General features: G+C 67.6%; 19 protein-coding genes. All 19 read left to right on the top strand.

Translation table 11 applies throughout. From position 1 onward, the window contains the following. Window positions 1-107: 107 nt before the first annotated feature. The 19 genes from grxD (at window position 108) to V1318_RS08015 (ending at window position 24,836) form a co-directional block, all read left to right on the top strand. Window positions 108-428, top strand: a complete 321-nt coding sequence (gene grxD / locus V1318_RS08105; protein WP_056181547.1) for a Grx4 family monothiol glutaredoxin — start codon at window positions 108-110, stop codon at window positions 426-428. Continuing rightward, on the top strand, window positions 425-1,183 hold the full coding sequence (locus V1318_RS08100; RefSeq protein ID WP_332939140.1) for an SDR family NAD(P)-dependent oxidoreductase: 759 nt from the start codon (window positions 425-427) through the stop codon (window positions 1,181-1,183). The genes grxD and V1318_RS08100 overlap by 4 nt, the downstream gene beginning before the upstream one ends. Next, on the top strand, window positions 1,180-1,776 hold the full coding sequence (locus V1318_RS08095) for a YhgN family NAAT transporter (RefSeq protein WP_055902790.1): 597 nt from the start codon (window positions 1,180-1,182) through the stop codon (window positions 1,774-1,776). The genes V1318_RS08100 and V1318_RS08095 overlap by 4 nt, the downstream gene beginning before the upstream one ends. A 373-nt stretch (window positions 1,777-2,149) precedes the next feature. After that, on the top strand, window positions 2,150-5,413 hold the full coding sequence (locus V1318_RS08090; RefSeq protein WP_332939139.1) for a TonB-dependent receptor: 3,264 nt from the start codon (window positions 2,150-2,152) through the stop codon (window positions 5,411-5,413). 99 nt (window positions 5,414-5,512) lie between these two features. Further along, window positions 5,513-6,916: a nucleotide 5'-monophosphate nucleosidase PpnN gene (gene ppnN / locus V1318_RS08085; RefSeq protein ID WP_332939137.1), complete on the top strand. Its 1,404-nt coding sequence runs from the start codon at window positions 5,513-5,515 to the stop codon at window positions 6,914-6,916. A 388-nt stretch (window positions 6,917-7,304) separates the two neighbouring features. Further along, window positions 7,305-7,832, top strand: a complete 528-nt coding sequence (locus tag V1318_RS08080; protein ID WP_332939136.1) for a GspH/FimT family pseudopilin — start codon at window positions 7,305-7,307, stop codon at window positions 7,830-7,832. Continuing rightward, window positions 7,829-8,320, top strand: a complete 492-nt coding sequence (gene pilV / locus V1318_RS08075) for a type IV pilus modification protein PilV (protein WP_332939135.1) — start codon at window positions 7,829-7,831, stop codon at window positions 8,318-8,320. The genes V1318_RS08080 and pilV (V1318_RS08075) overlap by 4 nt, the downstream gene beginning before the upstream one ends. After that, the gene (locus V1318_RS08070; RefSeq protein WP_332939134.1) at window positions 8,317-9,513 is read left to right on the top strand and encodes a PilW family protein; all 1,197 of its coding nucleotides are present in this window, start codon (window positions 8,317-8,319) and stop codon (window positions 9,511-9,513) included. The genes pilV (V1318_RS08075) and V1318_RS08070 overlap by 4 nt, the downstream gene beginning before the upstream one ends. A 10-nt stretch (window positions 9,514-9,523) precedes the next feature. Beyond that, window positions 9,524-10,018: a PilX N-terminal domain-containing pilus assembly protein gene (locus V1318_RS08065; RefSeq protein ID WP_332939133.1), complete on the top strand. Its 495-nt coding sequence runs from the start codon at window positions 9,524-9,526 to the stop codon at window positions 10,016-10,018. Window positions 10,019-10,035: 17 nt separating this feature from the next. Continuing rightward, window positions 10,036-14,712 (top strand): PilC/PilY family type IV pilus protein, encoded by a 4,677-nt coding sequence (locus V1318_RS08060; protein WP_332939132.1) that lies wholly within the window; start codon window positions 10,036-10,038, stop codon window positions 14,710-14,712. Between the two features lie 20 nt (window positions 14,713-14,732). Continuing rightward, window positions 14,733-15,185: a type IV pilin protein gene (locus V1318_RS08055; RefSeq protein ID WP_332939131.1), complete on the top strand. Its 453-nt coding sequence runs from the start codon at window positions 14,733-14,735 to the stop codon at window positions 15,183-15,185. Window positions 15,186-15,714: 529 nt separating this feature from the next. Further along, window positions 15,715-16,251 carry a GspH/FimT family pseudopilin gene (locus V1318_RS08050; RefSeq protein WP_332939130.1) on the top strand — a complete coding sequence of 179 codons (537 nt, stop codon included), beginning with the start codon at window positions 15,715-15,717 and terminating at the stop codon, window positions 16,249-16,251. Then, on the top strand, window positions 16,248-16,733 hold the full coding sequence (gene pilV / locus V1318_RS08045) for a type IV pilus modification protein PilV (protein ID WP_332939129.1): 486 nt from the start codon (window positions 16,248-16,250) through the stop codon (window positions 16,731-16,733). The genes V1318_RS08050 and pilV (V1318_RS08045) overlap by 4 nt, the downstream gene beginning before the upstream one ends. After that, window positions 16,730-18,001: a PilW family protein gene (locus tag V1318_RS08040; RefSeq protein ID WP_332939128.1), complete on the top strand. Its 1,272-nt coding sequence runs from the start codon at window positions 16,730-16,732 to the stop codon at window positions 17,999-18,001. The genes pilV (V1318_RS08045) and V1318_RS08040 overlap by 4 nt, the downstream gene beginning before the upstream one ends. A gap of 13 nt (window positions 18,002-18,014) precedes the next feature. Continuing rightward, on the top strand, window positions 18,015-18,491 hold the full coding sequence (locus tag V1318_RS08035; protein ID WP_332939127.1) for a PilX N-terminal domain-containing pilus assembly protein: 477 nt from the start codon (window positions 18,015-18,017) through the stop codon (window positions 18,489-18,491). 11 nt (window positions 18,492-18,502) lie between these two features. Next, the gene (locus V1318_RS08030) at window positions 18,503-22,372 is read left to right on the top strand and encodes a PilC/PilY family type IV pilus protein (protein WP_332939126.1); all 3,870 of its coding nucleotides are present in this window, start codon (window positions 18,503-18,505) and stop codon (window positions 22,370-22,372) included. A gap of 21 nt (window positions 22,373-22,393) precedes the next feature. Further along, complete coding sequence (locus V1318_RS08025; RefSeq protein ID WP_332939125.1) at window positions 22,394-22,804, top strand: type IV pilin protein; 411 nt, start codon at window positions 22,394-22,396, stop codon at window positions 22,802-22,804. 142 nt (window positions 22,805-22,946) lie between these two features. Next, entirely contained in the window at window positions 22,947-23,882 is a 936-nt protein-coding gene (locus V1318_RS08020) for a DUF1570 domain-containing protein (protein WP_332939124.1), read from the top strand. 234 nt (window positions 23,883-24,116) lie between these two features. After that, window positions 24,117-24,836 (top strand): hypothetical protein, encoded by a 720-nt coding sequence (locus V1318_RS08015; protein ID WP_332939123.1) that lies wholly within the window; start codon window positions 24,117-24,119, stop codon window positions 24,834-24,836. The last annotated feature ends 67 nt before the right edge of the window (window positions 24,837-24,903 follow it).

Genomic DNA, 24,903 nt, shown 5'->3' with positions numbered 1-24,903 from the left:
GCCGGGTCGCGTGTCCGCTGCCGTGAAGGCTTACAATTGCTCATTCTATCCCCACGCCCTGTTGCCTGAACGTATACGGCGCAACAGAGCATTGCAGGAGTTGCCCCATGTCCGTTATGGAACGGATCCAAGCCGAAGTCGAAGGCCATCCGATCGTCCTTTTCATGAAGGGGACCGCGCAGTTCCCGATGTGCGGCTTTTCCAGCCGCGCGGTGCAGGCGCTCAAGGCCGCCGGCGCGACCGTGCTGCATACGGTCAACGTGCTGGAGGATCCGGAGATCCGCGCCAATCTGCCGCGCTATTCCAACTGGCCGACCTTCCCGCAGTTGTTCATCCACGGCGAGTTGATCGGCGGCTGCGACATCACCCTGGAGCTGTTCGAGTCCGGCGAGCTGGCGCGGATGATCAGCGAGACCCAGCGCCAGTGAGCGCGGTAGCGGCACCCGTCGGCGACCAGGCCCTGGCCGACCGCGTCGTGCTGGTCAGCGGCGCGCAGGGCGGCCTCGGCGCCGCCGCGGCCCTGGCCTGCGCGCGCGCCGGCGCCACTGCGATCCTGTTGGGCCGCAAGCCGGCCAAGTTGAACCGGGTCTACGACGCCGCCGCCAAGCTCGGCCCGGAGCCGGTGCTGTATCCGCTGGACCTGGAAGGCGCTTCGCCCGACGACTACGCCGAACTGGCGCAGCGCATCGGCGACGAATTCGGCCGTCTGGACGGCGTGCTGCATTGCGCGGCCGACTTCCCCGGCCTGACCCCGCTGCTGCAGACCGATCCGGCCGCGTTCGCGCGCGCCATCCACGTCAACCTCACCGCGCGCTGGTGGCTGTCGCAGGCCTGCCTGCCGTTGCTGGCCCAGGCCCCGGACTCGGCCCTGGTGTTCGCCCTGGACGACCCGGCCCGGGTCGGTCGCGCCTATTGGGGCGGCTACGGTCTGGCCCAGCACTCGCTGGCGGCCCTGGTCGGCATGCTCCACGCCGAGCTCGGCAACTCGCCGGTGCGCGTGGCCGGCCTGCAGCCGGGGCCGATGCGCACCGCGCTGCGCGGCAAGGCCTATGTCGAAGAGAACGACCGCGAAGCGCGCGACCCGGGCGACTACGCGGCTGCCTGCGTGACCCTGCTGGCGCCCGCCGGCGCCGTCCATCGCGGCCAGGTCTGGCATCCGCTGCCGGAGCGCGCGGCCCCGTGACCATCGCCTCGGCCGCGCTGCTGCTGTTCCTGATCCTGGACCCGCTGGGCAACATCCCGGTGTTCCTGAGCCTGCTGCGTGGCCTGCCGCCCAAGCGCCAGCGCATCGTGCTCGCGCGCGAGCTGTTGATAGCGCTGGGCGTGCTGATGCTGTTCCTGTGGGGCGGCAAGTACGCCCTGGAGCTGATGCACCTGCGCCAGGAGTCGGTCTCGATCGCCGGCGGCATCGTCCTGTTCCTGATCGGCATCCGCATGATCTTCCCGCCGCCGGAAGGTCTGATGGGCGAGCTGCCCGAGGGCGAGCCCTTCATCGTGCCGATGGCGATCCCGCTGGTGGCCGGCCCCTCGGGCATGGCCGCGGTGATGCTGATGGGCAGCAACGAGCCCACCCGCCTGGGCGACTGGAGCCTGGCGCTGATGATCGCCTGGGGCGCCACCGCCGCGATCCTGTTCTCGGCGACCCTGCTGTACAAGCTGCTGGGCCGGCGCGCCCTGATCGCGATCGAACGCCTGATGGGCATGCTGCTGGTGGCGATCTCGGTGCAGATGTTCCTGGACGGGCTGGGGACCTATCTGCAGATTTCGCCGCCCTGAGGGCGGGCGGGGCGGAGCCTCAGCGCCCATGCTTCCAGTGCCAACCTGAGGATGTAAATCCACGCGCACGCTGCCTCCAGCGTGCCTGATCGACAAGCGCCCGCGGCGCTGCGGCTCCTGCCGCCCCGGGCCCCGGACTTTGCCCGATCGGCCCGTTCAGCTTGGCACTGCATCACCGTGTGACAAGCCTTGACGCCGGTCACGTCTCTGTCACACAGCGCCCTTAGCCTGTTAAACTGCTGTTAACCCGGCGGGGCTGCACGCGCTGCACCCGGGTAGGGGCGGAACACCACCAGTCTTCGGCGTATGGCGCATGGCGCCCGCCGACTCACGCCACGAATTCCACGTTTTCCAAGCTACCGAGGCCATCGTAATGACCCATCCGAATAGCGTCCGGTTGTCCAAGCTCACGCTTGGTCTGCTCGCCGTTCTCGCCACCGCGCCCGTATTCGCGCAGAGCACGTCCGCCGGCGTCGCCGGTCGCGTGGTCGGCGCAGATGGTCAACCCGTCGTAGGCGCCGAAGTCACGATCACCCACACCGAGTCGGGCACCGTCAGCCGTGCCGTGACCGACGCCGACGGCCGCTACAACGCGCGCGGTCTGCGCGTGGGCGGTCCGTACGTGATCACCACCACCAAGGAAGGCGCCGGTACGGGCTCGCAGGACGGCGTGTTCCTGAACCTCGACAAGGTCAACAACGTCGATGTGTCGCTGAACAACTCGGTCACCACGCTGGAATCGGTGCAGGCCGTGTCCTACGGCGGCTCGGAAGTGTTCAGCGCGACCAAGATGGGCGCCGGCTCCAACGTCACCCGCCAGCAGCTGGAATCGTTCCCGTCGATCAACCGCAACCTGCAGGACTACGTCCGCCTCGACCCGCGCGTCACCCAGACCGACAAGTCGCGTAACGAGATCTCGGTCGGCGGCCAGAACCCGCGCTACAACGTGGTCCGCGTCGACGGCATCAGCACCGCCGACTCCTTCGGCCTGGAATCCAACAGCCTGCCGACCCCGCGCCAGCCGTTCTCGATGGACACCATCGACGAAGTGGCGGTCGACGTCGCCAACTACGACGTCACCATCTCCGGCGGCACCGGCGGCGTGATCAACGCCGTGACCAAGTCGGGCACCAACGAGTTCCACGGCTCGCTGTACGGCATCTACCGCGACGGCGATTGGTCGGGCAAGAACCGCAACAACATCCGTCCGCAGCTGTTCGACAACGAGACCACCTACGGCGCCACCTTCGGCGGCCCGCTGGTCAAGGACAAGCTGTTCTTCTTCGCCAACTACGAGAACTACAAGGGCAAGGGCCTGTTCACCGGTAACTCCGGTTTCGGTCCGATCGGCTCGGGCGAGAGCAACATCGTCAACATCACCCAGGCGCAGATCGACGAAGTCATCCGTCTGGCCGGCCTCAAGGGCTTCAACCCGGGCACGCTGGCCAAGCCGGCGCTGAACTCGGAGGCCGAAGAGTACGGCATCAAGATCGACTGGAACATCACCGACAACCACCGCGCCAGCTTCCGCTACAGCAAGTCCGAGCAGAACACCGCCAACCTGCAGGGCTTCGGCAACACCTCCCTGGCGCTGAACACCTACCACTACGTGCGCGACTTCGAACTCGAGTCGTACACCGCGCAGCTGTTCAGCGATTGGACCGACAACTTCTCCACCGAAGCCAAGGTTTCGTACCGCGACTACTCGGCCGTGCGCAACCCGCTGGCCAACCTGCCGGCGATCGCGATCCGCATCGGTTCGGCCACGCTGAACCTGGGTACCGAAGAGAACACCCACGCCAACGTGCTGGAAACCACCACGAAGAACGCGTTCTTCGCCGGTAACCTGTTCCTCGGCGACCACACCCTGAAGTTCGGTGTGGACTACGAAGAGAACGAGGTCTACAACCTGTTCGGCCGCCGCACCAACGGCGTCTACACCTTCGACTGCATCAACACCGCCGCCGGTCCGCTCGGCGCCGGCTGCGCCAAGTCCTTTGAGAGCAACAACTCCAGCCGCTATCAGCTGTTCTACCCGCGCGGTGGCGACCTCAACAACATGGCCGCCGAGTTCAAGCTCAAGAACCTGGGCCTGTTCGTGCAGGACAGCTGGGCGGTCAACAACAACCTGACCCTGACCTTCGGTCTGCGCTATGACGAGCCGATGGTCGATCAGAAGCCGACCTACAACGCCGCTGCGTCCACCGCGTTCGGCTACCGCAACGACGCCACCATCGACGGCAACGGCCTGTTCTCGCCGCGCTTCGGTTTCAACTACACCTTCGACAGCGAGCGTCCGACCCAGCTGCGCGGCGGTATCGGCCTGTTCCAGGGCTCGGCCGCGACCGTGTGGCTGGCCAACCCGTATGCCAATAACGGCCTGTCGTACATCGATTATTTCGACTCCAACGGCACCAACGTCTTCTCGCCGGACCCGAACGGCCAGCTCGCGATCGCCCAGACCGGCGGCACCCCGGGCGTGCAGTCGGTCGATTTCATCGATCCCGACCTGGGCCAGCCGTCCGTGTGGAAGGCCAACCTGGCGTTCGATACCGAGCTGCCGTGGTGGGGCGTTGTCGGCGCCGCGGAAGTCGTCCTGACTTCGGTCAAGGAAGGCATCTACTACCAGCAGCTGAACCTCGGTGCCCCGACCTACATCGGTCAGGACGGTCGCGCGATCTACTGGAACAACACCGGCGCCAATAACGGCCTGCGCCCGAACAGCTGGAACCAGCTGGGCACGGGCACCGGTACCGATGCGCGCTTCAACCGCAACCGCGGCTACAACGACGCGATCATCGCCCGTTCGACCAGCAAGGGCGAAAGCCAGCAGCTGACCCTGTCCTTGAACAAGCCGTTCAACGACAGCGATTGGTCGTGGTTGCTCGCTTACACCTACACCCACGCCAACGAAGTCAGCCCGCTGACCAGCTCCACCTCGGGTTCGCAGCTGGGTAACGTCGCGGTGTTCCAGGCCAACGAAGAGGTTTCGTCGACTTCCAGCTACGAGATCAAGAACCGCTTCACCGCGGCGGTCAGCTGGAAGCACGCCTTCTTCGGCGACTACAACACCAGCGTGTCGATGTTCTACGAAGGCCGTTCGGGCCGTCCGTACAGCTACACCTTCGACAACGACGCCAACGGCGACGGCCGCGCCAACGACCTGCTGTACATCCCCAAGGACCTCACCGACGTGGTCTTCGGCAGCGCGGCGGAAGCGGCCGGCTTCTGGGCGTTCGTCAACTCGAACGACTACCTGAGCCAGCACAAGGGCGAAGTCGCCGAGCGCAACGCCGCGCACGGCCGCTGGGTGAACCAGTTCGACATGCGCATCTCGCAGGAGATCCCGGGCTTCATGGAAGGCCACAAGGCCGAAATCGCCCTGGACATCCTCAACGTCGGCAACCTGCTGAACAAGAAGTGGGGCAGCGTCGAGGAAATGTCGTTCCCGGGCTACCGCGGCATCGTCGAGTACGGCGGCATCTGCGGCGCCGGCGGCGCTCCGCTGACCGGTACCTGCGTCGGCAACGCCGGCAAGTACGTGTACCGCTACAACGGTCCGGACGCCCTGAACATCTACGACGACAAGGGCATCTCCCGCTGGGCCGCCCAGATCAGCTTCCGCTACAAGTTCTGATCGGAAACCAGCCTTGCGACACCAGGAAACGGCCGGGGAAACCCGGCCGTTTTCTTTTATGGGGACCCCTGCGCTAGAGTCGCTGTCCAACTATCGACGATGAACACCCAAGAGAAGGCAAGCATGACCGTAACCATCACCACCGCCCTGCCGACGGTGAACGCACGCATCTACCCCAAGGGCGGGCTGGACGTCCTGTCCCGCGACGAGGTCGCGCGCCTGCGCGACGCCTCCACCGGCATGCACGACCTGCTGCGCCGCTGCGCCCTGGCCGTGCTGACCAGCGGCAGCGCCTCCGACGACCCGCGCGCGGCGCGCGAGCTGTACCCGGACTTCGACATCCAGGTCCACCAGCAGGACCGCGGCGTACGCATCGACCTAGTCCACGCGCCGGCCATGGCCTTCGTCGACGGCGAGATCATCCGCGGCGTCGCCGAGCTGCTGTTCGCGGTGGTCCGCGACTTGGCCTATACCGCGATCGAACTGGCGGCCGACGGCGGCCGCGACCTCAAGAGCAGCGACGGCATCACCGACGCGGTGTTCGGGCTGCTGCGCAACGCGCGCATCCTGCACCCGGCCGACCCCAATCTGGTGGTCTGCTGGGGCGGCCATTCGATCTCGCGCGACGAGTACATCTACACCAAGCAGGTCGGCTACGAGCTGGGCCTGCGCGGCCTGGACATCTGCACGGGCTGCGGCCCGGGCGCGATGAAGGGGCCGATGAAGGGCGCGACCATCGCCCACGCCAAGCAGCGCAAGCGCCGCATGCGCTACATCGGCATCACCGAGCCGGGCATCATCGCGGCCGAGTCGCCGAATCCGATCGTGAACCACCTGGTGATCATGCCGGACATCGAAAAGCGCCTGGAGGCCTTCGTGCGCCTGGGCCACGGCATCATCGTGTTCCCGGGCGGCGTCGGCACCGCCGAGGAGATCCTGTACCTGCTGGGCATCCTGCTGCGCGAGGAAAACGCGCATCTGCCGTTCCCGCTGATCCTGACCGGCCCGGTGGCCTCGGCGCCGTACTTCGAGCAGATCGACCGTTTCCTGCGCCTGACCCTGGGCGAGGCGGCGACCTCGCGCTACGAGATCATCGTCGGCGACCCGGAGGCGGTGGCCAAGCGCATGTCCGTGGGCATCCGCAAGGTGCGCGAACACCGCATCGCCCAGAAGGACTCGTTCTACTTCAACTGGTCGATCGACATTCCGGTCGAGTTCCAGCAGCCGTTCGTACCCAGCCACGAGGCGATGGCGGGGCTGGACCTGCACCACGGCCGCAAGCCGCACGAGCTGGCGGCCGACCTGCGCCGCGCCTTCTCCGGCATCGTCGCCGGCAACGTCAAGGAAGACGGCATGCGCCGGATCGAGGAGTTCGGCCCGTTCGAGATCCACGGCGACGCCGACATGATGCAGTCGCTGGACGCGCTGCTGCGCGCCTTCGTCGAACAGCGCCGCATGAAGATCGCGGGTGAGTACCGGCCTTGCTATCGGGTCGTGACCTGAGCGGCGGGCTTGGCCGCACCGGTTCGGACGAGCAGGGGCGTCATCTGGGCGCCCTGGCTTCGGGGCGCGGACTGCAGCCGTGCCAACAGCGACGGCCGATTAGATGGGTTTTCCTGAATGGAAAAGCTGTGCCTCGTGTCGGTCTTCGACATGACATTACCCAGCGCGATTAGTGGTTTTCTTGCGCACTAGGCCCGGTGGGCGAGAATAAGCCGGAGAAACAGTAGTTTGCGCACCGCGTGCGTACAGGAGCGAATCCTGTGCGCGCACGGCACCAAGACGCTGGACCGCAAGCCGTCCGCCCTCGGTCGCCGACCGTTTGTCCGGATCGGGTTTTAATTTTCCGTTTATAGAATAAGCATGCACCCGTCTACGGAGGAGGGGTGCGATGCCGAGCGGAAACAGCCAGGGCTTCACCCTGCTGGAACTGGTGGTCGCGATCGCCATCGTGGCGATCCTGGTGGGCTGGGGGCTGCCCAGCTTCCAGGAGAGCCTGCGCTCCAACCGCGTGGCCACGTCCGCGAACGAACTGATCGCGACCATGAGCCTGGCCCGCAGCGAGGCCTTGCGCAGTCCGCAGGGCGGGCGGGTCTGCACCAGCGCCGACGGCAGCAGTTGCGGCGGCGGCTGGGGCGACGGCTGGATCGTCTGGACCGACCGCAACAACGACAACGCGCCTACGGCCGACGAGGTCATGCGCTACGTGCGCGCGCCCGCGCAGATCGCGCTGACGGTCGCGGCCGATGCCGGCAGCACCACCGTATTCCAGTTCGACACCCGTGGCCGCCTGCGCGACGGCAACGCGCGCAATTTCACCCTGCGGCCGCAGGAGTGCAGCCCGGGCGCCAACCAGGTGCGCACCATCGTGGTGGCCGCCACCGGCCAGCTGCGCATGCAACGGGAGCTGTGCTCGTGAGCGCGCGCGCACGGTCAACGCCGCCGCGTCGCCGCGCGCAGGGCGGCTTCACCCTGATCGAAGTGCTGGTCGCGCTGGTGGTGATCGCGCTCGGGTTGCTGGGCTTCGCGATGGTGCAGACCCTGAGCGTGCGCTACACCCAGAGCGCCAACCTGCGCACGCAGGCGACCAACCTGGCCTACGACCTGCTCGACCAGGTGCGCGCCAACCGCTGGCAGTCGCCGCAGTACACCGCCATCAACCGCGCCAGCTTCGGAAGCGTGAGCGGCAGCAACTGCTCGCGTCCCGTCGCCGCGGTGTCGCCGGCCGCCAGCATGGAGCGCTGGCGCTGCCAGGTGCGCGCCGCCTTGGGCGGCCAGGCCTACGCCGACGTGGTCCAGAACGGCATGCGGATGACGGTCACCATCAGCTGGTCGGACGCCAACGGCGAGGTCGGCGAGGTCGGCGCCAACAGCAACGGGCGGGTGACCCTGGAGACGCAGCTATGAGGCCGGCAGCGTTGCCGCGGGGTTTCAGCCTGGTCGAGCTGATGATTTCGCTGGTGCTGGGCGCGTTGTTGATGCTGGGGCTGGTGCAGGTGTTCGAGGCCTCGCGCATCACCTACAAGCTGTCCGAAGGCCTGTCGCGGGTGCAGGAGAACAGCCGTTTCGCGATGGATTATCTGCAGCGCGACCTGCGCATGGCCGGGCATATGGGCTGCTACAGCGATCAGGTCCGCTTCCTGCCGGGCGTGCTGGGGTTTCGCTCCACCTTCGTCGCCCAGACCGTGCCGACCAACGCGCAACTCGAAACCGCACCCGAGCCGTTGCAGTTCCAGGCCGCGATACAGGGCTTCGAAGCGGCCAATACCGCGCCCGGCGACAGCCTGACGCTGCCGGCCGGCGGCGGCGCCTGGGCGGGCTCGCCGGCCTTGCCTGCGTATGTGCAGGGCCTGACGCCGGCGCCGATGGCGGGCAGCGACGTGGTGTTGCTGCGTTACTTCACCGCCGAGAGCGTGCCGGTGCGCGCGGCCACGGCCAATACGATCAGCGTCGCCAGCGCGGGTTGGGCCCGTTTGAACGAGGCCTCCGGTATCGCCAACCCCGGCCTGTTCGCGGTCGGCAGCTGTCAGAAGGCGGTCGCGTTCCAGGCCACGGCGGTCAGCGTCGCCGCTTCCGGCGCCACGATCACGGTCAACCCGACCGGTCTCAACCGCTCGGACCTGTCCTTGGAAACGCTGAAGGGCAGCCAGCTGTTTCGCGCCGAAAGCGAGGCCTATTACGTCGCGCTCAACGCCGCCGGCGAGCCTGCCCTGTATCGGGCGCGTTTCACCGCCGCGCCGGGCAGCGGCGCGGTCGCCGTGGTCGGGGGGCGGCCGGAGGAACTGGTCGAAGGAATAGAGAACATGCAGCTGATCTACGGCATGGACCTCACCACCGACCAGACGCGCGCGCCTTCGGGCTATGTCGCGCGCCAGGACGTGGCGCGGGTGATCCAGCCCGGCGGCGATCGCCTGCCGTGGCGGCGGGTCGGCATGGTCCAGGTCGCCTTCCTCAGTCGTAGCACCGAGCGCGCGGGTGTGGCGCCCGCCGTCGCGGTTCCGAGCCTGCTCGGCCTGCGAGTGACGCCGCCGGGCGACGGTCGCTATCGCTCGGTGTACGAGTCGAGCATCGCCTTGCGCAACCGTCTTTACGGCAAGTAACGGAGTCGTCATGCCGCATCCGCGCCTTCCTCAACGTTTCCCGCAGCGACAGCGCGGCGCCGTGCTGTACGTGGCGATGATCATGCTGATCCTGCTGGCCTTGCTCGGCATCGTCGGTATGCAGGTCACCAGCCTGCAGGAGCGCATGTCCTCGAACTACAACCGGGTGAACGCCGCGTTTCAAAACGCCGAGGCGGTGGCGCGCGAGCGCGAGGCCGCGATCGCGACGGCGATGTTCGGCGGCAAGGGCACCTTCGCCGCCGACGAAGAGAGCTGCGACGAGGCCTTCGACGTCGGCGCCTGGTCCGACCCGCTCAGCAATCCCAACTCGCGCGACACCCACGTACGGCGCATCGACCGCTGCGCGGGCGGCCCCGGCAGCCTCAAGCGCGGCGGCAAGGAAAACGAGCAGACCGACAACATCTACCAGGTCAGCGCCTTGAGCGGCGACCACGACGCCTCGGCCACCGCGATCGCGGTGGTCGACACCATCTACATTCCCTGAGCGGACGGGTGCCCCCTATGAGCCTCTGGACCCGATGCCGCGTTGGCGCCCTGCTGTTGCTGTCCGTGCTGCTGCTCGAGCGCGGCTTGCCAAGCCAGGCCGCCGTCAACGACTACATGCTGGCCGACAAACCGCTGTATCTGGGCGGCAATACCCCGCCGCTGATGATGCTGGTGGCCTCGCGCGACGAACAGCTGTTCGACAAGGCCTATACCGACTACACCGACCTGGACGGGGACGGCGTGGTCGACAACAGCTACAACAACAACTTCGACTACGAAGGCTATTTCGATCCCTTCCTGTGCTACCTCTACGACAGCGGCGCCGGTCGGTTCAAGGCGCGGGCCGGCCGCACCACCGACCACAAGTGCGGCGGCAACGGCTGGAGCGGCAACTTCCTCAACTGGGTCACGATGAGCCGGTTGGATGTCCTGCAGTACGTCTTGTACGGAGGACGGCGCGTCGTCGACACCGCGGCCCTGACGGTGCTGGAGCGCGCGCACATTCCCAGCGACATGCACGCCTGGGCCAAGATCTACCGGGGCGCCGACCTGGCGCAGTACGTCGGCGTCGCCCCGTCGGGCCAGGCGATGACGTTCTGCAACGTCAGCCTGGCGGACAACGGCCCGCCGTTGTTGCGGATGGCGCAGGGCGCGTTCCCGAGCTGGGGCGTCACCGAGTTCACCCAATGCATCGCGCGCAACGGCGGCGACGGCGACGGCGACCGCCCGACGGCGATCCAGGACTTCACCTTGCGGGTGCACGTCTGCGATCCGAACGTGGCGGAGGCCTCGCGCGAGCGCTTCTGCTCGCGCTACGGCAGTTCTTTCAAGCCGATAGGGTTGCTGCAGGAATTCGGCGAGTCCGGAAAGATGCGTTTCGGCCTGGTCTCCGGCAGCTACAGCAAGCCGCGTGCCGGCGGCGTGCTGCGCAAGAACGTGGGCCGGTTCGCCGGCAACGGCGGCGACCCCGCGCAATGCGCGGCCGGCGACGAAGTGCGACTGTCCGACGGCACCTTCTGCAATCAGACCGACGGCAGCCAGGGCATCGTCAATACCTTGAGCCGCTTCAAGATCGTCGCCTGGGCCGGAACCAACACGGCTTGGAACGGCTTCGGCTGGGGCGCGGACTGCGGCGGCTGGGGCGCCACCAATCGCACCAGCATCGGCAACGGCACCATCGACGATCCTGGCGCCGGCTGGGCCTGCACGCCCTGGGGCAATCCGGTCGGCGAGATGTACGCCGAGGCGCTGCGCTACATCGCCGGGCAGACCACGCCCACCGCGAGCTTCGTCGCCAACCCGGGCAACGACGTCAGGGGCGGCCCCAGGCCGGCCTGGGTGGATCCCTACGGTGCCGCCGCGGCCGGCGCCTACGGCGGCGGCAACCCCTACTGCGCCGACTGCAGCATCATGATCCTGTCCAGCGGCACCAATACCTACGACGGCAACAGCGTGCCCGGCGTGCCCGGGCTGCAGTCGGCGGCCGCCGCCACCGCGGCCCTGGGCGCCGACGAAGGCCTGTACGGCAAGAACTATTTCGTCGGCTTCGGCGCCCAGGCGCCGGACGACGCCAGCGCGAGCGGCAACCTGGCCAATTCGCACAAGTTCGTCTGCCGCGCGACGCCGATCAGCGATCTGTCGTTCGTGCGCGGCGTCTGCGACGACGCGCCGTACCGCGAAGGCAGCTACCTGGTCGCCGGCCTGGCCAAGGCCGCCTACGCCACCGACCTGCGTCCCGGCTTGGCCGGCAAGCCGGCGGCCACCAAGATCAACGTCACCACGTATGCGGTGGCCCTGGCCGATTCCCTGCCCAAGATCGAGGTCCGTACTGGCGCCGGCACACTGAGCCTGACGCCTTATTGCGTGCCCAATCCGAACGACCCCCACGAACGCGTCTGCCAGCTCGGCGACACCCTGGCCGGCGCGCAAAAGGCCGCGACCGCCAAGGGCTACGTCTATGGCCGCGACATCGCCGCGGACGGCCGCGCCGGCAGTTTCATGTTCAGCTGGGACGGCTCGCCCGAAGGCGAAGCCAACGATCGCGACTTCGTCTACATGCTGACCTACTGTGTCGGCAACGCTTGCCAGTACGACGCCAACGGCGACTTCGACGGCTACGACATCTGCTGGGGCAGCGACTCGGCGGCCTGCACCGGCGCCAATAACCGGCCGCTGGTCGGCGCCAACGAAGTGCTGGTGCGGACCGAGTTCATCGGCGTCTCCAGCGGCAACCCCGTCAACGTCGGTTTCGGCATCTCCGGCAGCAACGGGCGCGACGGCGTCTATCCGATCGTGTTCCGGCCGGCGCCGCCGAATGCCGGCAGCTCGCCTCCCTGCCCGAACTGCAGCGGCGGCGCGACCTTCAACCTGCTCACCGGCGCGACTCCCCACGCGACCAATTACCCGATGAACGGCCCGGTCAACAATGCCTGGCGCAGGCCCAAGGTCGAGCGTTTCACGCCGGCCGGTCAGGCTGGCGGCTCCTTGCAGAGTCCGCTGTGGTACGCGGCCAAATACGGCGCCAGCGCCGTCGACACCAACGGCGACGGCGCCCCGGATTGGGACAACGACCGCGATGGCCAGCCGGACAACTACCTGATGGCGCGCAATCCGTCGAAGCTGAAGCAACAGCTGCGCGAACTGATCAACCGCGCCCTGGGCAAGGCGCCGGTCAGTGGTGGTTCCGCATCCGGCGTACGCCTGAACCAGGGCACCTCGTTCGCGATCGAGTCTTCGTTCCGGGTGCCGGACAACTCCAACGACTGGTCCGGCGATCTGGTCGCCTATAACCTCAACGCCGACGGCAGCAAGGGCACGCAGCGCTGGAGCGCGGCCGGCCTGCTGGCCGCACGCACGCCCGGCAGCCGCAATATCCGTACCGTGATGGCGCCGACCGCGCTCGGCAACGGCGGCGCGGTGCAGGGTACGGTCAGCGTGCGCGAGTTCACCGCGGCCAACCTGGCCGGGTTCGCGCCCGCATCGACGGCCCGCGCCAGGCTCGGTCTGCAGCCGGCCGACGATCTGTGGCTACAGGGCCAAAGCGACGACAACCTGGTGACCTACCTGCGCGGCGGGCTCAACGCGCGTCCGTTCCGCGTGCGCTCGGCATTGCTGGGCGATATCGTCAACTCCTCCGTCGAGATCGTCGGTGCGCGCGACGACTACGGTTACGGCGCCTGGGACGGTGCGACCACGCCGGCATGGAAGGGGGCGCTGGGCCAGAGCTACAAGCAGTTCCTGGCCGCCAAGAACCCGGCCCACGCGACCGCCTACGTCGGCGCCAACGACGGCATGCTGCACGCCTTCGATGCCGGCGCCAGCGGCGGCGCCGAGCGTTTCGCCTACATTCCTTCCGCCGCGCGCGAACGCATGGGCCAGTTGGCCAACCCGGGCTACCTCCACGTCTATACGATGGACGGCGAGATCGCGGCTTCGGACGTGCCCAATACCAACAGCGGGGGCTGGCGCACCTTGCTGGTGGCCGCTGCCGGTGCGGGCGGACGCTCCGTTTCCGGTTTGAACGTGACCGATCCGACGCAGTTCGGCGACGGCTCCGTCTTGTGGGAACTGCGCGGCACCAACGGCGGCAATGCCGTGCTCGACGATCTGGGCCATGTGATGGGGCGGCCGGTGATCGTGCCGGTGGCGGGGCCGGCGGGTCCGCGTTGGGTGGCGCTGTTCGGCAATGGCGTGAATTCGCACGGCGGCGCGCCGGCCCTGTTCGTGGTCGACGTCAACACCGGCGCCGTGCTTGCGCGCTTGAAGCCGAACGCGGCCTCGTTCAATGCCGCCAATGGCCTGATGAACATCGCCGCGGCCGCGCTGTACAACACCGACGGTCTGGTCGACACCGTCTACGGCGGCGACCTCAAGGGCAACCTTTGGCGTTTCGACCTGTCCGGCAGCGCGATTTCGTCCTGGAACGTGGCCTTCGGCGGCCAGCCCCTGTTCACGGCGACCGATGCCGCCGGCCGGGCGCAGCCGATCACCGGCGGCATCGAGATCGCCAACGGCCCTGGCGGCGGCACCTCGCTGTACTTCGGAACCGGCCGCTACTTCGTCGTGGGCGACGAAATCGTGCCGCCGAATCCGCCTGTGCAAAGCCTGTACGCCATCTTCGACCGTTGTACGCAGGCCAACTGCAGCATCCGCATCTCCGGTGGGCGCAGCACCCTGGGCGAGCAGAGCTTGCGGGCGCTGCCGGCGGATGCGACTGGCACCCAGAGCCGCGGCGTCAGCCAGGCCTCGAGCGGCAGCGACGGCTGGTTCGTCGACCTGAAGGTCGGAGATCCGGGGCGCGGCGAGCGTTTCATCGGAACGCCCAGGCTGCAGAGCGGCAAGGTATTTTTCACTACGTTCGAACCGCAAGGCGACGACTGCACGGCCGGCGTGCGCAATTGGCGCTACGGCCTGGACATGAACTCGGGTGCGGGCGCGCTCGGCGGCCTGCGCAACGGCCCGGACGGTCCGGCGATCTGCGGCGCCGATTGCGGCGCGGTTTCGACGGGCGACGATACCGGCGCGCCGGATCGCACCACCGACATCTACCTGCCCAAGCCGCCGCCGAACCTGGCAGATCCGCCGCCGCCGGGCAGCCCGCCGCCGCCGCCGCCGCCGTGCACGTTGATCCTCGATCGCGGCGGCTACATGGAGCGCCCCTGCGGGCGGCAGTCGTGGAGGCAGGTGCGATGAGCCCATTCGGAAATGGAACCATGCCGTACCCCCAACAACGGCGCGGCCGTGCGGCCCCCGCATGGGCGCCGCGGGGTTTCACCCTGATCGAATTGATGATCGCGGTGGCGATCGTCGGCATCCTGGCCGCGGTCGCCTATCCCGCCTATATGGACAGCGTGCGCAAATCGCGGCGGGGGCAGGCCAAGGCCGATCTGGTCGAGTTGGCTCAACGCGCCGAGCGCTTCCATACCATCAACAATACTTACGAAGGTTTCTGGGCCTCGGTGCCGGCGGCGGATCGGCGATCTCCGCGTGAGGGAACGGCCGCGTACACCTACAGCCGCTCCGGAGACGAGACCGCCAACAGCTTTACGCTCCAGGCCACACCGGTGGGCGCCCAGGCCAGCGACACCGCCTGCGCGACCCTGGGGCTCAATCAGGCCGGCACCAAGACCAGCAGCGGTAGCGCCGATCTGTCGTCTTGCTGGTGACGTTGCCCGGCTCAGGCACGCAGATTTAAGGCCCGGCATCGGCGCGGCGCAGGGCCGGTTCTGGTGCCGGTGCCGTGGCAGTGGACAGGCGCCTCATCGTCCTGACCGAGTCTCTCTGCGGCTGCTGCCTGGCCGCTAGCGTGCGCGTGGCGTGGGCCAGGAAGCACCCCCATGGCCAGCAGGCAAGCGCTCGTCTGAGCGCTGTATAACTACGCACGCCTCCCGTGCTTGCCCGGGCACTCCATGGCCCGATGCGCTACGACCGGCAGGCGTCCCGCAAAGCCCGGGCCTCGATGCTGCCGCATCGCGGAAGGCTGGCTTCTTGCACCGTCACCGGACTGCGTGATCCGCGCAAAACTGCATTGGCGTGCGCGCGTTCCGGATTTAAGTCGCATTCGTGGCCAGTTCTTTGTCACAAAATGACACTGTTTGGCACGCCTGTCCGCACCGCTTGACCGCCTGTCCGGTCAAGACTTGTTACTTAAGAACACTCCTTTAGCATCGTTTTCGTGAATGCTGGGGAGAGAGCATGTCCAGATTGAGTGCCAATCAGGGCTTTACCCTGATGGAATTGATGATCGCGATCGCCGTCCTGGGCGTATTGCTGGCCTTGGGCTGGCCGTCGTTCACCGAATCCTTGAACAACAACCGCCTGGCCGCGGCGTCCAATTCCATGATCGCCGGCGTCAACCTCGCTCGTAGCGAGGCCATGCGCAGCAACCGTGCCGGCGGTGTATGCCCCAGTGCCGACGGTGCGACCTGTGCCGCCGACTGGAGCGCGGGCTGGCTGGTCTGGAACGACGCCAACACCGACGGTGCCAAGGCGGCTAACGAGCCGACGATCCGCTACTTCCAGGGCAACCCGGCGCAGGTGGCGCTGGCCTCGGCCGGGGCCGCGGTGCCCAGCATCGTGTTCGACCGCCGTGGCCGCATGACGGCGCCGGCGGCCAACGCCGTGCTCACCGCCCACACCGTGGATTGCACGACCGGGGCCGCCAACAAGCAACGTCGCCTGACCATTACCCGCGCCGGTCAGGTCCGCATCCAGAAGGAAAGCTGCTCATGAGCCGGTGCCCCTCACGCGCCGGGGCGCCGTCGCGGCGTTCCGTCGGCGGCTTCTCCCTGATCGAAGTGCTGATCGCGCTGCTGGTGCTGGCCTTCGGCCTGCTCGGCCTGGCCTTCCTGCAGACGCTCAACATCCGTTACACCCAAAGTGCGAACCACCGCACCACCGCGGTCAATCTGTCGCACCAGGTCATCGACATGATGCGCACCAACCGGGTGGTGGCGCGCCAGTACAGCTCGCTGACCTTCAACAGCTTCCCCGCCACGCCCGCCGCCGGCGGCTGCGGCCGCGGCGCGGCGATCGACTTCAACGCCAACATGAACGTGTGGCGTTGCGAAGTCAGCTCCAGCCTGCCGGGCGGGCAGGGCCAGGTGGTGTTCAACGGCGACGTCGTGACCGTGACCCTGCGTTGGGCCGACGACCTCAGCCAGGCCGCCTTGGGCCAGGCTCAATCGACTTACGTGGTGACCACACGGCTATGACTCGTCATCCGAATATTTCCGAACGCTCCCAGCAGGGTCTGTCGCTGGTCGAGCTGATGGTCGCGCTGGCGATCGGCATGGTGCTGATGCTGGGCCTGGTGCAGGTGATGTCGGCTTCGCGCTCGGCCTACCGTCTGGCCGAGGGCATCGGCCGCGCGCAGGAGAACGCGCGTTTCGCGATGGACTCGCTGGAACGCGACCTGCGCATGGCCGGACACCTGGGCTGCATCAACGACACCGCGCTGTTGCAGGCGGCGGTGCCGGCCGAGGAGGGCTTGAACCTGCTGTTCCTGAATCAGGCCGACCGCGTCGCCAGCAATTTCCAGAACGCGCCCTATCTGCTGCGCTTCGACGTCGGCATGCAGGGCTTCGAAGCGGTGAACACCGCGCCGGGCGACACCGTCAACGTCGCCAGCGGCGCGCCGGTGCTGGGTAACGTGAACCAGTGGAATCCGGCCCTGCCGGCCGAGATCGGCGGTCTGCAGCCGGTCGCGGGCAGCGACATCCTGGTGCTGCGCTATTTCTGGCCGATCGGTACCGGCATGACCGCCTTCACCGGCGGCGATCCGGTCAGCACCCTGACCCCGGAAACGACCGACGTCACCACCGGCGGTTCCGGCCTGTTCGGCATCGGCGACTGCAAGCGCGCCAGCGTATTCGCCGGCGCGGTGAACGCGGGCACGGGCGCGATCACGGTGTCTTCGGCCGCCGACCCGCTGAACCGCTCCAATTTCATGGGCGACCGCGACTTCTACGACGCCGCCAAGGCCACGCTGTATCGGGCTGAAGTGGTGGTGTATTTCGTCGGGATCGGCGCGGGTTCCGGCGGTACCGGCACGCCCGGTCCGTCCCTGTATCGCGCCCGCTTCGTGCGCAACGCCGCCGGCGGCTTGGATGCGGTCGGACCGGATCGGCGCGAGGAACTGGTCGAGGGCGTCGAGTCGCTGCAACTGCTCTATGGCCAGGACCGCGTCACCGCGGCGAACGCGCCGCCCAGCGGCTACATCACCACCAGCTGGACCGCCAACCAGGTCGGCGGCGGCGTGACCAACCCCAACGGCAACAACGCCAGTCTGTGGCGCCGCATCGGCTCGGTCCAGGTCGGGCTGGTGATGCGCAGCTCCGAAGGCGCCGTCTCGGCGCAGATGGATGCGGCCACGCAGCGCATGTCGGTGCTGGGCACCCTGGTGACCCCGCAGGACGACGGCTACTACCGCTCCGTTTACGAAACCACCGTTGCCCAGCGCAACCGCCTGTTCGAGAACTGAGGAGACAGGCCCCATGAGTCGTTCCGGATTCAACGGTCCGCGCAAGCAACAAGGCGCCGCGCTGTACGTGGCGCTGATCTTCCTGATCATCCTGGCCCTGCTCGGCATCACCGGCATGCAGGTCGCGACGATGCAGGAGCGCATGTCGGCCAACTACCTGGCCACCAACGTGGCCTTCCAGCGCGCCGAGGACCTGGCGCGTCAGGCCGAGACCCTGGTCGGCGCCTCCACGCGGCTGGAAGAGCGCTGCGGCGGCTTCGACCCGGCGGCGTTCGGCACCGCGGCCTCGATCGCGCCCGCCGGCACGCCCGAGCCCGACGCGCGCGTGCGCAACATCGATCAGTGCATCGGCGGCGGGCAATTGAACGTGGGCGAGATCCCGGCCAGCGAAAAGGTGTTCGTGCGTTATCGCATCACCGCCTATCGCGCCGATCGCGCCGCAGAACCGTCGTCCGACGCCGTCGTCGACACCATTTTCATCGGCCGTTGAGGGCCCTGGCCATGAACGCGAATCGCATTCTCCTCACTCTTGCCGCGACCGGTCTGGTGGTGCTCGGCGTCCGCACCCCCTTCCTGAGCGCCAACACCACCACCCAGGGTGCGGGCACGCTCGCGCAGGCGCCGCTGAACCTGGGCGGCGACGGCGTGCCGCCGGCCTTCATGATGGCGGTCGACGACTCCGGTTCGATGACCTTCCAGACCATGTTCCCCGGCCAGGACGGCGAGGTCTGCTTCGGCCGCGACAGCACCACCGAGCCCTACGGTTTGTTCTACACCACCGGCGCCAATGCCGGTAAGCCGCGCACCAACGGCGGCTGCGACCACTTCTACCTGTTGCCCGGTCCGCGTATCGGTGCCGGCTTCCTCGGCCTGCCTCCGCTGGATTCGCTGGGCGCCGCGCGCTCGTCGGACTTCAACCCCTCGTTCTTCAATCCGAACGTGAAGTACGAAGCCTGGCTGACCTCGGCGATGCCGCCGACCAAGGTGCCGTACGACTACAGCGCGACCAATCCCAACGGCAACGCCTCGGTTACGGCCACCAAGGTAGATCCGCGCAACGCGGGTACCACGGTCAATCTGGCCGCGACCCGCTACAACACCGATACGGACGTATTCACTCTGCGTAACGGCATGTTCCTGCCGGCGGGTACCAATTATCGGGTCGTCGGCGGCAATGCCACCACCGTCGGCACCGGCGGCCTGACCTGGAACGGCGGCACCACCAACGTCTACATGCAGTACTACCCGGCGACCTTCTATATGAAGACGACCACGCCGGCAGCGCAGCAGCCGGTGGGTTACAAGACCGACACGACCTCGCGCCCGGTGATCGCCAACGCCTGCGGCACCGGCTGCAACATGTGGAAGTACACCATCGCGTCGGGGAACTTCGACACCACCGCCAACTACAACGCGCTGCTGCAGAACTTCGCCAATTGGTTCAGCTATTACGGCAACCGCAACCGCGCGATGGTCGCGGGCATGAGCCGTTCGCTGGCCGACATCAAGGACATGCGCGTCGGCTTCTTCCCGATCAACTCCAACGGCAGCTTCAACGATCCGATCGGCAACGCCAACGAACGCGTCTACATGCAGGACATGAGCGTGCAGGCGCGTCGCGACGCCCTGTACACCAACGGCGTGTTCGCGCTGGGCGCCAGCGGCGGCACGCCGAACCGCCAGGCGGTCAGCGCGGCGGCCAGCCAGTTCCGGCGCACCGACGCGGTCGCCGACGGCAAGGGCGGTGCGCCGGTCCTGCGCGTTTGCCAGAAGAACGCGGTGATGCTGTTCACCGACGGCTACAGCAACGGCGGCACCATCACCACCGGCAACGTCGACGGAAATATGGGCGCGCCGTTCGCCGACGCCAACTCGGACACGATGGCCGACATCGTCAGCCAGTACTACCTGGGCACCGAAGCCGGCGGCCTGGTGCCGCTGCGCTCCGACGGCAACTTCGCCCTCAATGGCGGCACCGGCCGCGTGCCCGTGCCGGACGAATGCAAAGGCCCCTCGCCGAGCAATAAGCTGGATTGCGAACGCCGCCTGCACATCAATTTCTACGGCATCACGCTCGGTGCGCGCGGCACGATCTTCAATCCCGACGTGGCCCAGGATCCGTTCGTGACCAACCCGGCCTGGCCCGGCTGGCAGAACGACAACCCGACCACGGTCGACGACATCTGGCACGCTTCGGTCAACACCCGCGGCGAGTACATCAACGCCAAGACCCCGGCCGACATCACCGCGGCGATGCGCCGCGTGCTGGCTTCGGTCTCCGGCGGCGCCAGCCCCTCGGGCAGCACCGGTCTGAGCGGCGCGCGCATTTCCAGCAACTCGCTGTCGGTGGTGCCGTTCTACGAGGCCAAGAACAACAACACCGATTGGTACAGCCGTTTGACCGCGTCGACTGTCAGCGTCAATACCACCGGTCAGATCGCCTTCACCACCAAGTGGGAGGCGAGCGCGCAGTTGCCGCGTACCGGCCGTAACCTGCTGTTCGGCACGACCAGCGGCGGCGCCGTCAAGCCGGTGGTGAAGTCGTTCTCGTCCAGCAATCTGGGCGACGTGTTCACCACGTTGTGCGCCGATACCCTTTCGACCTGCACCAAGGCAGCCGTCACCACGCTGGGTGTGACCGAGACCGAAGCCGTGGCCTATCTGGCCGGCCAGGATACGGGCGAGAAGAGGAACGGCGGCAAGATGCGCGACCGTACCACCCGGCTGGGCGACGTCATCAATTCCTCGCCGGTGGTGTCCTCGTCGTTCGACAACTACGGTTATATGACCCTGCGCGGCGCCAACGCCACCGAGTTCGACCCGTACAACTACGAGGCCTACCTGACGCTGAAGAAGAACCGCATACCGATGGTCTATGTCGGCGCCAACGACGGCATGCTGCACGCCTTCCGCGGCGACAACGGCGGCGAGTCGTTCGGCTACATCCCGGCGACCTCGGTCGGGCACATGGGCAATCTGCTGTTCCCGTACGATCCGGATCGCAAGGGCGACCAGATCTTCCAGCACCGTTATTTCGTCGACGGCCCGATCACGGTCTCCGACGCGTACACCGGCACCGGTTGGGCCACGGTCCTGGTCGGCAGCTCCGGCGCCGGCGGCCGCAGCGTGTTCGGTCTGAACGTGAGCGATCCCACTCTGTTCACCGCCGGCAACGTGATGTGGGAGGTCAACGACAAGGTCACCGGCACCACCGGCCAGCGTATCGGCCACGTGCTGGGCAAGCCGCTGATCGTCCCCGTGCGCACCTCCGGCGGCACCCGTTGGAAGGCGATCTTCGGTAACGGCTACGGCAGCATCAGCGGCAAGGCTTCGCTGTTCGTGGTCGACGTGGCCGACGGCTCGGTGACGACGATCGAGGTCGCCGAGGCCGCCGGTACCGGCGTGCCGACCGACCCCAACGGCATGGGCAACGTGATGGCGCTGGATCGCTACGTTTATGACGCGGCGGGCGGCGGCACCTACACGGCCGGCAGCGACGGCTATGTCGATACCGTCTACGGCGGCGACCTGCACGGCAATATCTGGAAGTTCGACCTGCGCACCAACACCGTCGTCTTCGGCGCCGACAAGCCCTTCTTCACCGCCAAGGACGCCAACGGCAAGCGCCAGCCCATCACCGGCGGCCTGAACGCGGTGGCCGGTCCGTCCAGCGGCGTGATGATCCTGTTCGGCACCGGCGCCTACTCCTTCGGCGGCGATTCCGACAACAAGGACATGCAGTCGGTGTACGGCGTGGTCGACAACGGCGTGCGCATCACGACGGCGCGCGAGACCGCGCTGCAACAGCAGGTGATGAGCAACGACACCGCCGACGGCGTCCGCGAGATCACCCAGAACTCCGTCAACTTCCTGACCAAGTCGGGTTGGTACCTGGATCTGGCGGTGCAGACCGGCGCGGCCGCGCCGGTGCAGACCGGCGAGCGCATGGTCGGACGTCCGCGCATTCAGGACGGTACTTTCTTCTTCCCGACCTTCGAGCCGATCGTCTCGACCGCGGCCAACGCCGCCGAAACCGGCTGCGCGGCGGGCGGCACCAACTGGCTCTACGGCCTGAGCGCACTCAGCGGCAGTGCCTATATGAGCAGCGTGAGGTCCGGCTCGCCGACGGCGGATCCCATGGCCGGCAATGCGGGTGCGGTGAAGCTGGAATCCGACACCAGCGGCCCGATCACCGACGTGAACATCTTCAGCCCGCCGCCGCCGCCGGATCTGCCGGCCAACGCGACCGCGGCGGAGATCGCCGCCCGCCTGAATATGCCGACCTGCTCGCGTATCGTTAAGGCAGCCGGTGGCCCCGACTTGTACAAGTGGGGCATGTGCGGCCGTCAGTCGTGGCGTCAGGTCCGTTAACGCAATCAGGAAGCCAGAGAGATGAACCGTCCCAACGCCATTCGAGGCTTTACCCTGATCGAGCTGATGATCGCGATCGCGATCGTCGGCATCCTGGTCGCCGTCGCGGTGCCGGCGTACCAGGACAGCGTGCGCAAGGCCAGGCGCGGCCAGGCCAAGGCCGACCTGGTCGAGATCGCGCAGTTGGCCGAGCGTTTCCGCACGGTCAATAACACCTATGTGGGCTTCAACCTGCCGACCGGCATGAATGTGTCGCCGCGCCAGGGCACCACCTACTACAACATCGCGATCGCCAACCAGACCGTCAACGGCTACAACCTGACGGCTACGCCGCAGGGCCCGCAGGCCGAAGACACGTTGTGCGGCACCTTGGGCTTGAACGCCGCCGGGGTGAAAACCGCGGCCACGACGGACATCTCGCGCTGCTGGTAAGCCTGGACGTTCGTTGCGATACGAGAGGGCCGCGGGAAACCGCGGCTCTTTTCGTTTGCGCCCCGGGCCGTTGAATCGCAGCGCCGGTTCGGCGATGGTTCGCGTACGGCCGCGTCGACGGGCGGCCTATCGGGATGCGCAGATGCGAAGTTCGCGTTCGGCCTGGGGTTCGATCGTGTTGGTGGCGATCGTGGTCGCCGTGGCTCACGGATGCTCGCGCGAGCGCGCGCCGCCGCTGCCCGGGCCTGGCGCACCCGCGGCAGCGCAAGAGGCGGGCGCCACCTACGAAAGCGCTCACTACCGCGCGAGGAGCACCGCCACCCCGGAACAGACGCGTACCGTACTCGCCGCCGCCGAGGCCCTGCATGCGGCCTATCTGCAGACCTTCGGCCTGCAGGACCAGGCTGGGCAGGGCAAGCGCCAGCTCGTGCTTTACGCCAACCGTGGCGAATTCCGCGCCCATAACCGCAGCAGCGCCTGGGCCGAAGCCTACTATCTGGCGCCGACCTGCTACGCCTATTACCCCGAGGGCGCCGCCAATCCGTATCACTGGATGCTGCACGAGGCCACGCATCAGTTGAACCACGAGGTCGCGGGTTTGAAGCCGGCTAAGTGGCTCAGCGAGGGCTTGGCCAGCTACTTCGGCGCCAGCCGCCTGCAGGACGGGCGGCTGCATCCCGGCACGATCGATCCCGACGCCTATCCGATCTGGTGGCTGGCCGACCTGCGCCTGAGCGGCGACGTCCAGGCGGATATCCGCGACCGCCGCATCGTCGCCTTGCGCACCCTGATCGCCAGCGACGATCGCACCGACCTCAACCGCCGCTTCAACCAGTACTACATCGGCTACTGGAGCCTGAGCCACTTCCTGTTCCACTACGAAGACGGCAAGTACGCCGCCGGCTTCCGCGCACTGATCGGCGACGGCGGCTCGCTGGCGGATTTCGAGCGTCGGATCGGCCCGGTCGATGAGATCGAACGCGAGTGGTACGAGTACCTGCAGACGGTCGCCGCCGGGGATGCGGGCAGCTTCGTGGAGGCGGTTCCCGCAGCCGCGCCCGGGCCTGCGGCTCGCTGAGCCGGAGCGGCACCGGGTTCGAAGCGATCGCGTTCGTCTTCTGCCAAGATGCGGCCAACGCCCGAGCGCCGGGCAAAGGGAAGGGGGAGCGATGGATTGCGAATTGCATTGGCCGGTTCGGACGTACCGCCGGTCTATCGGCCTGCCGCCGGCTTGCGGCGGCCGTGCGTCCCGCGTCGATCGCGGTGCGCGCGCGGGCCGGCGCAAGCGCGATGCGCGCGGCGCGAACGCGCCATGCTGACCGGCATCGCGCTGATCGCGGCCACCGCGGCTTCGTCCTGGACGGTGGTCGACCCGCCGCGGGCCGAGCTGGACTGGCATTGCTCCAGCCTGGCCCCGCAGGAATGGCGCGCGCGCGTGAGCGGCGACAAGCTGATGTTTTCGCCGCGGGCGCAGGGCGGCAGGAACGGTGACCTGGTGTGGTCGGTCGGCAAGCGCGGCCAGCTGGTCGGGCGCAATCAGGGCCTACGGGGCGGTTCCGTCGATTGGGTGACCGATGGCGGTCGGCAGCGGCGCACGCTGCTGGACATCAACCCGGTCGCCTTCGCCCAACACCGCGGCGACATCTACGTCGTCGGCGTGTCGAATCGCACGCTCAGGGACGGCACGATCCATCGTTTGCGTTCAGAGGGCGGGCGTTGGCAGGTCGAGCAGGTGCTCCGGCTCGACGAACCGCCGCTGGCGGCCTACGCGCGCAACGGCAGCTGGTACCTGGTCACGGTGATCGGCGTGACCCGCCTGGACATGCAGACGCTGGCGGCCACGCAGCTGCATCGCAACATGCAATGGTGGCGGCTCAACCCGTCCAGCATCGTCGGGCACCGCGGGCGCTGGTACATCGGCGCGCGCCGCGGGGTGCTCCGGCTCACTCCCGACAGCGAAGGCTATCGCGAGCAGTGGATGGTGCCGTCGGAGTGCAAGACCTTCGTCGGCGACTGCGCATGTTCCTCTTAGCGGGCGCGGCGCGAGTGCGGCGAGTGCGCGTTCGTAAACGCTGACTGCGCAGTCCGGCCCGGCGCCG

The sequence above is a fragment of the Lysobacter sp. CCNWLW3 genome (assembly GCF_036697405.1).
In the GTDB taxonomy this organism is placed as follows: domain Bacteria; phylum Pseudomonadota; class Gammaproteobacteria; order Xanthomonadales; family Xanthomonadaceae; genus Lysobacter.
Note: the sequence above shows the minus strand (reverse complement) of the source record. Positions and strands in the feature narration are given on the sequence as shown.